The organism is Pilosibacter sp. NGB245, from assembly GCF_057397225.1.
Genome location: NZ_CM171584.1, coordinates 1,335,779 through 1,349,614, shown reverse-complemented (window position 1 = coordinate 1,349,614; position 13,836 = coordinate 1,335,779). Strand labels below are relative to the sequence as shown.

The following is a 13,836-nucleotide window of genomic DNA, read 5'->3' as shown; positions in this document are numbered from 1 at the left end:
TGATGGACATGATTAGAATACTTCAATTTTTAGTATTGGCTTTTGGTTTAAAAGAATTGTTTAATGCAATGGAATATCACAAACAGAAGAAAAAGAAATGGGTAATTGCCTCTTTATGTATGGGCATTTTTGCCTGTGCTTGTGCAATTATTTCAATAACAGGTATTCTGTAAGTCGGAATTGATAAGGAAAAGGAGGATACACAGATGAAAACAGTAATTCTTTATAATATTATTTCTCTTATCATCATCTTTGTTTTGATTTTTGTCCTAAGAATTGTCAGTAAGAGTGATTTACGTAAAAATCAACAACTTATTATTAAAGTCATTACAACTATTTTAATTGTTTGTGTAATAGCATTTGTGCTTTTTATTGATGCAATAGCAGTTGGCATTATAGGACCTGTTCCAAATTAACAATCCCAGTTTACCATCCGCACATCGGGTCAATTTGCCCCGAACTTTCACAACTAAATACCCGCCGCCCATACAGCGGCACACCAAGCAGGAAATCTGAAAAAGGTCTCCTGCTTTTTTTCTGCCCAAAATGAGGTGGTAAAACGCCACCCCATCCACCAATTACCGAAAGGAGGGACACGAAATGCCCTGTCCACACAACGAAATCACGATTGTGCAGCGCAGCCAGCGACAGTCTGCGGTTGCCGCCGCTGCTTACCAGAGTGGCGAAAAGCTGTTCTGTGAATACGACCAGCAAGTGAAGCACTACCCGGAAAAGCGTGGTATCGTCCACAATGAAATCCTGCTCCCGGCAAATGCCCCGCCGGAGTATGCAGACCGCAATACCCTATGGAACGCCGCCGAAGCTGTGGAAAAACAATGGAACTCCCAGCTTGCAAGGCGGTGGGTGCTTACCATCCCCAGAGAGATACCGCCTGACCAGTACGCTGTCCTTGTCCGGGAGTTTTGCCAGCAGCAGTTTGTTTCCAAAGGCATGATTGCTGATTTTGCCATCCATGACCCCCATCCGCCGGGACACAATCCCCACGCCCATGTCCTGCTCACTATGAGGGCAATGGACGAACATGGGAAATGGCTTCCCAAGAGCCGCAAGGTTTATGACCTTGATGAAAGCGGAGAACGGATAAAACTTCCGTCCGGCAGGTGGAAAAGCCACAAGGAGGATACGGTTGATTGGAACGACCAGAAGTATTGTGAAATCTGGCGGCATGAATGGGAGGTCATCCAGAACCGCTATCTGGAAGCCAATGACCGCCCGGAGCGTGTGGACTTGCGTTCCTATGCCAGACAGGGGCTTGATATAGTCCCCACTGTCCATGAGGGGGCTGCTGTCCAGCAGATGGAAAAGCGTGGTATCCAGACGAATATCGGCAACCTGAACCGGGAAATCAGAGCCGCCAACAGTCTGATGAAGTCCATCCGGCAGCTTATCCAAAACCTCAAAGGCTGGATTACCGAGCTGGGTGAAAAACGGAAAGAGCTGCTTGCGCAAAAAGCGGCGGAGGAAGCAACGCTTCTTCCCAATCTGCTGATGAAGTATATGGAGATACGAAAGGAAGAACGGAAGGACTGGACAAGGGCTGGACAGAACCGGGGGACTTCACAGGACTTAAAGGCAGTCAGCGAAGCCCTGTCCTATCTCCGGCAAAAGGGGCTTTCCACTGTGGAGGACTTAGAAGCATTTCTGGAATCTTCCGGGAAATCAGCCGCAGATTACCGCAATCAGATGAAGCCAAAGGAAGCCCGCAGCAAAGTGATTGACGGGATTCTTGCCAGCCGGACAGACTGCAAGGAATGTAAGCCTGTCTATGAGAAGTACCAGAAGATATTTTTTAAGAAAACAAAGGAGAAATTCAAACAGGAACACCCGGAGGTTGCCCGGTATGCGAAAGCCGCCGCCTACCTTGCCAAGCACCCGGACGATAAGGACAGTACCCAAAAGGAGCTGCAAGAGGAGCAGGAAACGCTTCTGGAAGAAATTGCAGCCCTGAAAATACCGCTGACCGAGGTACAGGAGGATTTGAAGAAGCTGCGGGACATTCGCTACTGGGTACGGAAAGCCACCCCCGGCACAGAAGAAAGCAAAGAGCCGCCCAAGAAACAGCCTATCAAAGAAGTCTTGCAGGATAAGGCAGACGAGAAAAAAGCACAAAGAACCGCCCCGGCACAGGCGAAACACAGACAACAGGATATGGAACTTTAACAGGCACTTGCCATTTTCAATCAGAGAATGTCAGGTGCTTTTCTTATTTTCAAGGAGGGATAGATTTGAATGTATTTGAAGCTGTGAAGCAGTCCGTCACAACAAGACAGGCTGCGGAGCATTATGGAATCCATGTAGGGCGGAACGGGATGGCTTGCTGCCCGTTCCATAATGATAAAACCCCAAGCATGAAGCTGGATCGGCGTTACCACTGCTTCGGCTGCGGTGCGGATGGGGATGTGATTGATTTTGTCGCCGCCCTGTATGGGCTGGGAAAGAAAGAAGCCGCCGTACAACTGGCAAATGACTTCGGGCTTTCTTATGAGGACTGGAAGCCGCCGGGAAAGGTAAAAAAGCCCAAGCCCCGGCAGAAATCCCCGGAGGAACAGTTTCAGGAAGCAAAGAACCGCTGCTTCCGTATCCTTGCCGATTATCTCCACCTGCTTAGGGCATGGAGAAAGGATTATGTCCCGCACTCCCCGGAGGAAGCCGTTCATCCCCGGTTTGTGGAAGCCTTACAGAAGCAAGCCCAAGTGGAATATCTGCTGGATGTGCTGCTGTTCGGGGAGACAGAGGAAAAAGCGGCTTTGATTACGGACTACGGAAAGGATGTGATACAGCTTGAACAACGAATGGCAGAGCTTGCAGCCGCAGACGCAGCAAGAACTAAAAAACACCATGAACGCTATGCAGCCGCCCCAGAGCATTGAGGAAATCAAGGCGGGGCTGGAAACCACCGAGAAAGGCGGTGTCCGCCAGAGCATACGGAACTGCCTGACCGTATTCCAGCGTGACCCTCTGCTTTCCGGGGCTATCGCATACAACATCCTGACCGACCGCAAGGACATCATAAAGCCCATCGGTTTTCACAGAGAAAGCACAGCCCTGAACGATACGGATATGAAGTATCTGCTTCTCTATCTGGAAGAAACCTATGGGCTTACCAATGAGAAAAAGATTGATAATGCCATCGGGATTGTGGCGAATGAAAACAAGTACCATCCCATCCGGGACTACCTAAGTGCCCTTGTGTGGGACGGGACAGAACGAATCCGTTTCTGTCTGCGGCACTTTCTGGGGGCTGACGCAGACGATTACACCTATGAAGCGTTGAAGCTGTTCCTGCTGGGTGCAATCTCACGAGCCTTTCAGCCGGGGTGCAAGTTTGAAATCATGCTTTGTCTGGTAGGCGGTCAGGGGGCTGGAAAGTCCACCTTCTTCCGTCTGCTGGCAGTCCGGGACGAGTGGTTCTCCGATGATTTGCGGAAGCTGGACGATGACAATGTGTACCGTAAGCTGCAAGGTCACTGGATTATCGAAATGTCGGAAATGATGGCAACCGCAAACGCCAAGAGCATTGAGGAAATCAAGTCATTTTTAAGCCGGCAGAAAGAGGTTTACAAGATACCCTATGAAACCCACCCAGCAGACCGCCCCCGTCAGTGCGTGTTTGGCGGCACTTCCAATGCCCTTGACTTCCTGCCCCTTGACCGTTCCGGCAACCGCCGCTTTATCCCCGTCATGGTGTACCCGGAGCAAGCCGAGGTTCACATTTTGGAGGACGAAGCCGCTTCCAGAGCCTATATCGAGCAGATGTGGGCAGAAGCGATGGAAATTTACAGAAGCGGCAGGTTCAAGCTGGCTTTCAGCCCTGCCATGCAGCGGTATCTCAAAGAACACCAGCGGGATTTTATGCCGGAGGACACCAAAGCCGGGATGATACAGGCGTATCTTGATAAGTACACCGGGAGCATGGTCTGCTCCAAGCAGCTCTATAAGGAAGCCTTGAACCATGCCTTTGACGAGCCGAAGCAATGGGAAATCCGGGAAATCAACGAGATTATGAACCAGTGCATTTCTGGCTGGCGGTACTTCCCGAACCCAAGAATGTTTTCCGAATATGGCAGACAAAAGGGCTGGGAGCGTGAAAACCCGGCAACGGACTCCGGCAACCCGTCTGAAAAAACGATGGACGGTTTTGTGGAGGTCACAGAACAGATGGAGCTTCCGTTCTGAAAATGGCAGCCCGTTGCACCCCCTGTTGCTATCCCGTTGCCGAGCCGGTTGCCGGGGAAAATCCCGAAACTATCGGCTTTTCTCCCCTATGACAACCAAAACAACAGAAAAATAAAAGAAAAGTATAAATAGTAACCATCGCCAGATTGAGATTGTTTGCAAGGTCTTTTGAAGCCCGTTGCCGGACTTCGTTGCCGACACCCTCTGTCTGGCTATTTTCATGTATGGAGGATAACTGCCTATGGCAAAAAACAAAACAGAGATTCATGTTACAACGGTGTTTGACGGGGAGCTGGACGCAACCGATGTGTTCGTCAGCCTGATTTCCCAGAAATACGGTAAGACAAATACGAAAGAATATCTTGCTAAAAAGAAAGATATGAAGCATAATGAAGATGAGGTTCAAAAGAGCCAGATACCGTCTGGATTGTGTGGGTAAATGGCTATGATGAACGAAATGGAATACAGAACAATCGGTTCGGCACTTGCCGGGGGCTATCGTGCAGCGGTCTATTGCAGACTGTCAAAGGACGATGACCTGCAAGGCGAAAGTGCCAGTATCGCAAACCAGCGTGATATGCTGGAAAAATACTGCGAAAAGCAGGGATGGGAGGTTGTGGCAGTCTATCAGGACGATGGCTTCACAGGTCTTAATATGGAGCGTCCTGATTTACAGAGAATGTTGAGAGCCATTGAGCGCAGGCAAATCAACCTTGTCATCACGAAAGACCTCAGCCGACTGGGGCGTAACTATCTGCAAACCGGGCATTTGATTGAGGACTTTTTCCCAAGAAATGGTGTCCGCTATATCGCCATGAATGACGGTATCGACACCCTGCGGGATAACAACGATATTGCCCCGTTCAAGAATATCCTGAACGAGATGTACAGCAAGGATATTTCCAAGAAAGTCCATTCCTCTTATCTTCTGAAAGCGCAGAAAGGACAGTTTACCGGGTGTCTTGCCCCGTTCGGGTATCGGAAAGACCCGGAGGACAAAAACCATCTGCTCATTGACGAGGAAACCGCCCCGATTGTGCGGCTGATTTTCGGATATGCCCTAAACGGTCATGGTCCGAACTATATCCGCAGACGGCTGGAGGAAGAAAAAATCCCCTGCCCCACATGGTGGAACCGGGAACGGGGGCTTCGCAATACCCGCACCAAATGGGAAAAGAAAGACCCGGAAAACGGGCGGTATATGTGGGACTTCTCCGTTATCAAAGACCTTTTGATGAATCCCGTCTACACCGGGGCGATTGCTTCCCAGAAAAAGGACTACCGTTTCAAAATCGGCACGATTGGGGAAAAGAAGCCGGAGGACTGGATTGTGGTGGAGGGACAGCATGAACCGCTGATTGACCGCATGAGCTTTGACATTGTGCAGAACAAGCTGAAATCCCGCCAGCGTCCGGGGCAGACCAATGAAATCAGCCTGTTTGCCGGACTGATAAAATGCGGTGAGTGTGGGAAGTCACTGACGATACGCTACACAAACGCAAAACATCCCCAGCAGATTTACTCCTGCAAAACCTACAATGCCTTTGGAAAGAACCACTGCACCCAGCACCGGATTGATTATGACACCCTTTACAGCCATGTGCTGCGGAAAATCCGGGAATGTGCCAGAGCCGCCCTGATGGACGGGGAAGCGGTTGCCGACCGCTTGACCAATACCTGTGAAGCCGAGCAGCGGGAACAGCGGGAAGCAATGGAACGCTCCCTCACAAGGGACGAGGAACGGATTGAGGTTCTGGACAAAATGGTAATGCGGCTTTATGAGGATATGATTGCAGGGCGTATCAGTGAACAGAATTTCAACACCATGCTGGAAAAGACACAGACCGAGCAAGCGGAGCTTAAAGCAAAAGTGTCCGAGGGCAGAAAGCGGCTGTCCGATGAAGTCCAGCTTGCCAATGACGCAAAACAATGGGTGGAAGCCATTCAGGAATACGCCAATATCACAGAGCTGGACGCAGCCACCCTCAACCGCTTAATCAAAGAAATCGTCGTGCATGAGCGCATTGACGAAGATAAAACAAGACACATTTCTATCGAAATTCATTTTAATCTCAAACCCATCCCAGAGGTGGAACAGGTCACTGCCTGACCTGTCCCGCCGGGACGGTTCTCTTAAAAACACCATATAGATTTTTTGTACGCCGCCGCCCGCCATCGAGCAGAGTTTTACACCTAATTGGGTATAAACCAGCTCATGGCTGGCGGCGGTGTCGTTCTGATCGGCCTTCAGCTTATCCCTCTGCTGTCCGGTCTGTTCAGCTAAGTGTCACCCGTTGTCCCTTTTTCCAGAAGGAGCTGATGTATGGACTTTATCATCGACGCAATCGTTGAATGGCTGAAAGGTCTGCTCGTCGATGGTATCATGGGAAATCTGGACGGCCTTTTCGATAACGTCAATCAGAGCGTTGGCGAGATCGCCACACAGGTCGGCACGACCCCGGCGGACTGGAACGCCGGGGTCTTTTCCATGATACGACAGATCTCTGAAACTGCCATCCTGCCAATCGCCGGGGTCATCCTCACTTTTGTAATGACCTATGAGCTGATACAGATGCTCATAGAACGCAACAACCTCCATGAAGTTGACACATGGATGTTTTTTAAGTGGGTGTTCAAAACCTTTGTGGCTGTGATGATCCTGACGAATACCTTCAATATCGTGCTGGCGGTCTTTGATGTGAGCCAGCATGTGATACAGCAGTCAGCGGGCATTATCCAGAACGGGACAGAGATCACGCCGGATGTGCTGGACAGTCTACGGACAGAACTTGAAGCGATGGAGTTGGGTCCTCTGTTCGGACTCTGGCTACAATCCTTCCTGATCCAGCTTACCATGATTGCCTTAAATATCGTGATCTTCGTCATCGTATATGGCCGTATGACTGAAATCTATTTACTCACAAGTTTAGCGCCTATCCCGTTTGCCACAGTCCCCAACAGGGAAACCGGACACATGGGGCAGAACTATTTCCGCTCCCTCTTTGCGGTGGGCTTTCAAGGTCTGTTGATCTTAGTCTGTGTCGCAATCTATGCGGTGCTGATCCAGAGTATCGCCACCGACGGCGACCCCATCGGGGCGATCTGGGACTGCGTGGGATATACGGTGCTGCTGTGTTTTACCTTATTCAAAACAGGCAGTCTTGCAAAATCCATCTTCGGCTGCCATTAAGAGACTTCGGGCCATGCTGACCCGAAGCGGAAAGGAGGATCATGCCGAAAGAAAAATTTTCGATAATCTATGCAGATCCACCGTGGCGGTATGAGCAGAAAAACAGGCAGGGATCAGCAGAGCTTCATTATCCCACTATGAGTATTGAAGAAATTTGTTCCCTTCCAGTGGCCGACTTGGCTGCAAAAGACAGCGTTTTGTTTCTGTGGGCAACATTCCCACAACTGCCGGAAGCCTTAAAGGTCATTAAAGCATGGGGCTTTTCTTATCGTTCTGTGGCTTTTGTATGGATAAAGAGGAACCGGCGCTCCTACTCATGGTTTTACGGTCTGGGGTATTGGACCAGAGGCAATGCAGAAATTTGTCTTTTAGCAGTAAAAGGACATCCGAAGCGTAAGTCTACCGGTGTTCACCAGCTTATTGTTTCCCCGATAGAGCGCCACAGTAAAAAGCCGGACGAGGCCAGGCGGAAAATTGTAGAACTGATGGGCGATATACCACGAGTGGAATTGTTCGCCAGAGAAAAAAAGCCCGGATGGGACGTGTGGGGAAACGAAGTTGAAAGCACTGTAAACTTGTAACAGCTTCGGGTCATGCTGACCCGAAGCGGAAAGGAGAAATCCATGCAGGAAAAAAATGCGGGCGGAACACCAGCTGCCCCTATAAAGCTGGATGTAAGCGTGCGGGTCATCGAACCTGTGAAAAACCTCATGGGCTTTGCCAGCGTGAAATTCAATGACTGCTTTGTGGTGGAAAATCTGAAAATCGTACAGGGCAGCAAGGGGCTCTTTCTTGGGATGCCCAGCCAGCCAGACGGCAAAGGCGGCTACCGGGATATGGCCTACCCTGTCACAAAGGAGTTCCGGGAACAGCTCAACACCGCTGTTCTGCAAGCCTATGAGGCAAAGCTGGAACAGATGGCGGAGCGTGGCTCTGTGGGGCGTGCATCCATCAGCGACCAGCTCAAAGCCGGAAAAGCGGCTGCCGAACAGGCAAAGGCAGAACGGCCTCCGAAGGAAAAGCCCAGCCGCAGCGCAGAGCGTTGACCTCGGGCCATGCTGGCCCGAAGCAGAAAGGAGGCGGGAACCATGCCACGCAAACGGACGGGCTATGACGCGGCCTGCTATTACGACGGAAAACTGCTGGGCCGCTGTACCAAAGCGGACAGCGATGCCTATACCCTGTTGATGAACGCCTGCGGCGGGGAGGCCGCCCGTGTCCTGCGGGAATACGCCTACTTTTCCCCGGAACTTCGCGCCATATTGGAAAAGGCGGCGCTCATGCAGGCGGACCGGAGCCGGACGGGCGGAATGTTCCATGCGCCGAAAAGTTCCCCGTGGGGTGATGTGCAGAGCTGTGAAACCCTCTGTCCAGGGGTGTTTCTGGTATCTACCGCCAGCCACGGCGGAACGATGGTGGCAAACGAGGTAGCCGCCGTCCTCTCCCCAGCAGCGAAAAAGTGCGGCTTCAAGGATAAGGGCTATATCTGCTATGAGGAGGACGCGCAGGAAAGTGTGGTGCTCCGGGAACTGTTGGACAAAAAGCTGTGGAACATACCTGACCGCATTAAGGACAAAGGGCAGTTTGAAGAAAACCTCAACCAGTCCATCCGGCAGTATAATCCCGAATACTGGCGGGCAAGGCAGAGCGGACGTAAGGCCGCCGAAGCCGCCCGCAGTACAGCCCCGGCCAAAGAGGCCGCAAGATGACCTCGGGCCATGCTGGCCCGAAGCAGTAAAGGAGGTGTACCCAAATGGCCTATGTGCCAGTACCAAAAGACCTTTCCAAAATTAAGACAAAGCTGGCCTTCAATCTGACGAAGCGCCAGCTTGTTTGTTTTTCCGGCGCAGCGGCGGTGGGGCTCCCGGCCTACCTGCTTTCCCGTGACAGTATCGGGAACAGCGCCGCCATGTTCCTGATGATCGGCCTCATGCTCCCGTTCTTCTTTCTGGCTATGTATGAGCGGGACGGCCTGCCATTGGAAAAAGTGCTGAAAAACATCATCCGCACCCGGTTCCTCTATCCCCGGGTGCGGCCTTACAAAACCGAAAACTTCTATGCGCTGCTTAGCGCCAGAAAGGAGGCGCAGCCGATTGCAAAACAGCAGAAGGGCCGGAAAGCCCGCAGGCAGAAAGCCTGAAAAGCAGGGCCTTACCGGCCTGTTCACAAAGGGAAAGAACATTCCCACCACCGCCCAGCAGACCCTCCCTTACCGGGAAATGTACCGGGATGGGGTGTGCCGGGTAACGGACCGCTATTACACCAAAACCATTGAATACGAGGACATCAACTACCAGCTCGCACAGTCCGAAGATCAGGCGGCCATCTTTGACGGGTGGAGCGCCTGCCTCAACTACTTTGACAGCAGCCTTCCGTTCCAGCTTTCCTTCCTCAACCACCGAAGCCGCCCGGGCAGCCGGTACAGCGTGAACATCCCCATGCAGGATGACGATTACAACAGCGTCCGGTGTGAGTATGTGGAAATGCTGGAAAACCAGATCGCCAAAAGCAACAACGGCATTGTCCGCACAAAGCTCCTGACCTTCGGCGTGAACGTGGACGACCTTTCCACCGCCAGGGCAAGGCTGGAACGTGTAGAGGCGGACATTTGCGGGAACTTCAAAAAGCTGGGCGTCAAGTGCCGCTCCCTTTCAGGGCTGGAACGGCTGGAGCTTCTTCACGGGCAGCTCCACCCCGGCAGCGGCTCCCCCTTCCGGTTTTCATGGGATATGATCCCCAAAACCGGGCTTTCCACCAAAGACTTTATCGCCCCGGACAGTTTCGATTTTCGTTTCAGCCGACTGTTCCGGGTGGGGACGACTTGGGGCGCTGCCTCCTACTTGCAGATTTTGGCCTCGGAGCTCTCGGACAAGCTGCTGGCGGAGCTTTTGGAAATGGATGCGGAAATGACCATCACCCTCCATATCCAGACCGTTGATCAGGCCGCCGCCGTAAAATCCATCAAGGCCAAAGTCTCCGACATTGACAAGATGAAGGTGGAGGAACAAAAGAAGGCAGCCCGGTCAGGGTACGACATGGACATACTTCCGCCCGACCTCGTAACATACAGCAACGACGCAAAGACCCTTCTGGAAGATTTACAGAGCCGGAATGAAAGAATGTTCCTGCTGACCTTCCTTGTGGTAAACATGGCTCCGACCCGCCGGGAGCTGGACAATGACCTGTTCACGGTGTCCGGTATCGTCCAGAAATACAACTGCACCTTGAAGCGGCTGGACTTCCAGCAGGAGGACGGTTTTCTTTCCAGCCTTCCGCTGGGCCATAACGGCATTGAGATCAAGCGCGGCATGACGACCAGCTCCACGGCCATTTTCGTTCCCTTTATGACGCAGGAGCTCCGCATGGATGGCGAAGCCGTCTATTACGGGCTCAACGCACTTTCCCATAACGTCATCATGGCGAACCGGAAAAAGCTCAAAAACCCCAACGGCCTGTTCCTCGGCGTGCCTGGCTCCGGCAAATCCTTTGCCGCAAAGCGGGAGCTTGTGAATGTGTTCCTTGCCACAAAAGACCGCATTATCGTGGTGGACCCGATGGGCGAATATTCGCCCCTTATCAGGCGGCTGGGCGGACAGGTCATCGAGATCGCCCCGGACAGCCCCCACCACATCAATCCGATGGACATTGATTTGAGCTTCGACGAGGAAAACCCGATGGCGCTGAAAGCCGACTTTATCCTGTCGCTGATGGAGCTGATCGTTGGCGGCAAGGACGGCTTGCAGCCGGTGGAGCGTACCGTCATTGACCGCTGTGTGCGCCAGATGTACCGGGAACACTTGCAGGACCCGGAAACAAGCAAAATGCCGACCCTCCAAACCCTGTATGACCTGCTCTGTTCCCAGCCGGAGGGCGAGGCGGTGCGGCTGGCGACGGCTCTTGAAATCTATGTGTCCGGTTCCCTTAACGTGTTCAACCATGAAACCAACGTGGACTTAAACCGCCGTCTGGTATGCCTTGACTTAAAAAAGCTGGGAGCCGGGCTTCGGACGATTGCCATGCTCATTATGCAGGACTTGGTAAACTCGCAGGTGTCCATGAATTTCCTCCGCGGTATCGCTACATGGTGCTACTTTGACGAATTTCATGTGCTGCTCCGTGACCGTCTGACGGCAAGCTATTGTGTAGCGATCTGGAAAATGCTGCGGAAAAAAGGGTGCGTTCCGAGTGCTTTAACGCAGAACGTAAAGGATTTTCTGGCAAGCCCGGAGATCGAGAACATCTTTGAAAACTCGGACTTCCTTGTGCTGCTCTCGCAGGCACAGGGGGACCGGCAGATTTTAGCCAAACAGCTTGGGATCAGCCCCCACCAGCTTTCCTATGTGACCCATACCAATTCCGGCGAAGGGCTGCTGTTCTTCGGGAACACCACCATCCCGTTTGTTGACCGCTTCCCGCAGAACACCGAGCTGTACGCCATTATGACCACCCGCCCGGAGGACAAAAAACAGGAAATGAACCGGGCATAACACACTTCGGGCCATGCTGGCCCGAGGTTTGGAAAGGAGGGATACATCATCGGAAAGAAACCGGACAAACGGAGTTTTCAAAGGCCGGGGCCGACGGAGGATACCGGGGGCAATCGCCCCGGACCGGCGGAACGGGAAGGGCCTTCCCCTGCACCATCCCGACGCCTGCGGTTTGAGGACGAGGATACCGGGCAGGACAGCCCTTCGGGCCACGATGGCCCGAAGTCCAAAAGCGGCAAGTTTCAAGAGGACAGCCGCAAAAGCCGTCCCTCTGACCGCATGAGGCAGGAGGATGAAGCGGGCGGGCCGCAGGATACCAGCAAGGCACAGGAGCCGGAGGGCTCCGCAGAGAATGCCGGGAGCAAAAAGGACAAGTACCAGAAAGCACAGGCAAAAGCGGAACACGCCGGGAAAAAGCTGGGAAAGGCTCGGGAGAAACTGGACAAGACCGAGGCAAAACGGGCAGCGAAGAAACCGCCGGGGCTTGCAAAAAAGGCAGTCCGGGGAGCCCGTACAGAAGCATGGTTCTATGTCCACAACAAGATCCACGAAGTCGAGCATGAAAATGTGGGTGTGGAAGGAGCCCATAAGTCGGAACTTGTGGCCGAGGCCGGAGCCCGGAAACTGACCCGGTATGCCAAACGCCGCTGGCAGGAACACCCGGCCCGGAAGGTGGCAAAGTGGGAACGGAAGGACATAAAAGCCCGGGCCAATATGGATTTTCAGAAGATGGCCTCCGAGCACCCGGAGCTTGCCAGCAATCCGCTTTCCCGTGTGCAGCAGAAATGGAAACTGAAACGCCGGTATTCCAAAGAAGCAAAGGCGGCTGCAAAACAGGGCGCAAAGGCCGCAAAGAAAACCGCTGCCGCTTCGGGAACTGCGACCCGGCGGGCGGCGCAGTTTGTGACCCGTCATCCCGTGGCGGTGCTGGTCCTGCTCCTGCTGTTGCTGCTCTGTTTTCTTGTGTCGGCGGTAAGCTCCATCTTCCCCACGCTTGGCAGCGGCCTTGCCAATGCGTTATCCGGCACCTCCTACGCCTCGGAGGATACGGACCTGCTGGGCGTAGACGAGGACTACACGGCGCTGGAAAACGAGCTGGCGCAGACGGTGGCAAACATCGAAAGCACCCATCCCGGCTATGACGAGTACCGCTATTCCGTGGACGAGATCGGCCATAACCCCTATGAGCTGGCGTCCTATCTCTCGGCAAAGTACCATGTGTATTTCCGGGAACAGGTGCAGGACGAGCTGCGGGAGATCTTTGAGGCACAGTATGAACTGACCTTGACGGAGGAAGTCGAGATACGCTACCGCACCGAAACCAGCACCGACCCGGAGACAGGGGAAACCACCACCGAGGAAGTCCCCTATGAGTATTACATCTTAAATGTGACCCTCACAAACAAGACGCTGCCTGCCGTGATCCTGCCGAGGCTTAACGAACAGCAGCGGGAAATCTACACCGTTATGCAGCAGCTCAAAGGCAACAAGCCCTATCTGTGGGAAGGGATTTACAACGGCGGCGAAGATACCGGCCCCAGCTATGAGATACCCGGCGAGGCGCTGGATGACCCGGCTTTTGCGGCGCTCATGGAAGAAGCCACAAAGTATATCGGCTGGCCCTATGTGTGGGGCGGCTCCAGCCCGTCCACCTCCTTTGACTGTTCGGGCTTTGTCTGCTGGGTGTACACGGCCAGCGGCGTCCACAACCTGCCCCGTACCACGGCGCAGGGCATTTACAACCAGTGCGCTATCATTTCTCCCTCCGAGGCAAAGCCCGGCGACATTATCTTTTTCACGGGAACCTATGACAGCCCCGGCCCTGTGTCCCATGTGGGGATTTATGTGGGCGACGGGATGATGCTTCATTGTGGTTCGCCCATCCAATACGCAAACATCAATTCAAGCTACTGGCAGACACATTTCTATGCCTTCGGGCGTTTGTGAGCCAGAGGAAAGGAG

Annotated in this window: 14 protein-coding genes and 1 pseudogene; all 15 read left to right on the top strand. The window is 53.0% G+C overall.

Going from position 1 to position 13,836, the window contains the following annotated elements:
- Window positions 1-2: 2 nt before the first annotated feature.
- Window positions 3-173 carry a hypothetical protein gene (locus tag ACXMYH_RS06120; RefSeq protein WP_162599048.1) on the top strand — a complete coding sequence of 57 codons (171 nt, stop codon included), beginning with the start codon at window positions 3-5 and terminating at the stop codon, window positions 171-173.
- A 33-nt stretch (window positions 174-206) separates the two neighbouring features.
- Window positions 207-416, top strand: a complete 210-nt coding sequence (locus tag ACXMYH_RS06115; protein WP_015573978.1) for a hypothetical protein — start codon at window positions 207-209, stop codon at window positions 414-416.
- Between the two features lie 184 nt (window positions 417-600).
- On the top strand, window positions 601-2,181 hold the full coding sequence (gene mobQ / locus ACXMYH_RS06110) for a MobQ family relaxase (protein ID WP_486555714.1): 1,581 nt from the start codon (window positions 601-603) through the stop codon (window positions 2,179-2,181).
- A gap of 65 nt (window positions 2,182-2,246) precedes the next feature.
- Window positions 2,247-2,891, top strand: a complete 645-nt coding sequence (locus ACXMYH_RS06105; RefSeq protein ID WP_009256569.1) for a CHC2 zinc finger domain-containing protein — start codon at window positions 2,247-2,249, stop codon at window positions 2,889-2,891.
- Window positions 2,860-4,197 (top strand): virulence-associated E family protein, encoded by a 1,338-nt coding sequence (locus tag ACXMYH_RS06100; protein ID WP_003500111.1) that lies wholly within the window; start codon window positions 2,860-2,862, stop codon window positions 4,195-4,197. The genes ACXMYH_RS06105 and ACXMYH_RS06100 overlap by 32 nt, the downstream gene beginning before the upstream one ends.
- Before the next feature lie 241 nt (window positions 4,198-4,438).
- Window positions 4,439-4,636, top strand: coding sequence for a hypothetical protein (locus ACXMYH_RS06095; RefSeq protein ID WP_486555645.1), 198 nt, complete (start codon window positions 4,439-4,441; stop codon window positions 4,634-4,636).
- On the top strand, window positions 4,637-6,307 hold the full coding sequence (locus tag ACXMYH_RS06090; RefSeq protein WP_006060475.1) for a recombinase family protein: 1,671 nt from the start codon (window positions 4,637-4,639) through the stop codon (window positions 6,305-6,307).
- A gap of 90 nt (window positions 6,308-6,397) precedes the next feature.
- A pseudogene (locus ACXMYH_RS06085) lies at window positions 6,398-6,481 on the top strand (Maff2 family mobile element protein); the annotation flags it as partial.
- Window positions 6,482-6,520: 39 nt separating this feature from the next.
- Window positions 6,521-7,387 carry a VirB6/TrbL-like conjugal transfer protein, CD1112 family gene (locus tag ACXMYH_RS06080; protein WP_486555713.1) on the top strand — a complete coding sequence of 289 codons (867 nt, stop codon included), beginning with the start codon at window positions 6,521-6,523 and terminating at the stop codon, window positions 7,385-7,387.
- 41 nt (window positions 7,388-7,428) lie between these two features.
- The gene (locus ACXMYH_RS06075) at window positions 7,429-7,968 is read left to right on the top strand and encodes an MT-A70 family methyltransferase (protein WP_107001180.1); all 540 of its coding nucleotides are present in this window, start codon (window positions 7,429-7,431) and stop codon (window positions 7,966-7,968) included.
- Window positions 7,969-8,010: 42 nt separating this feature from the next.
- Window positions 8,011-8,433: a SpoVG family protein gene (locus ACXMYH_RS06070; RefSeq protein ID WP_227589684.1), complete on the top strand. Its 423-nt coding sequence runs from the start codon at window positions 8,011-8,013 to the stop codon at window positions 8,431-8,433.
- Between the two features lie 42 nt (window positions 8,434-8,475).
- Window positions 8,476-9,096: a DUF7007 domain-containing protein gene (locus ACXMYH_RS06065; protein ID WP_182435827.1), complete on the top strand. Its 621-nt coding sequence runs from the start codon at window positions 8,476-8,478 to the stop codon at window positions 9,094-9,096.
- A gap of 44 nt (window positions 9,097-9,140) precedes the next feature.
- On the top strand, window positions 9,141-9,527 hold the full coding sequence (locus ACXMYH_RS06060; RefSeq protein ID WP_016306500.1) for a PrgI family protein: 387 nt from the start codon (window positions 9,141-9,143) through the stop codon (window positions 9,525-9,527).
- Window positions 9,445-11,874, top strand: coding sequence for a VirB4-like conjugal transfer ATPase, CD1110 family (locus tag ACXMYH_RS06055; RefSeq protein WP_370823662.1), 2,430 nt, complete (start codon window positions 9,445-9,447; stop codon window positions 11,872-11,874). Before ACXMYH_RS06060 ends, ACXMYH_RS06055 begins: the two co-directional genes overlap by 83 nt.
- A 279-nt stretch (window positions 11,875-12,153) precedes the next feature.
- A complete protein-coding gene (locus ACXMYH_RS06050; protein WP_107001176.1) occupies window positions 12,154-13,821 on the top strand; it encodes a C40 family peptidase in 1,668 nt (555 codons plus the stop codon).
- The last annotated feature ends 15 nt before the right edge of the window (window positions 13,822-13,836 follow it).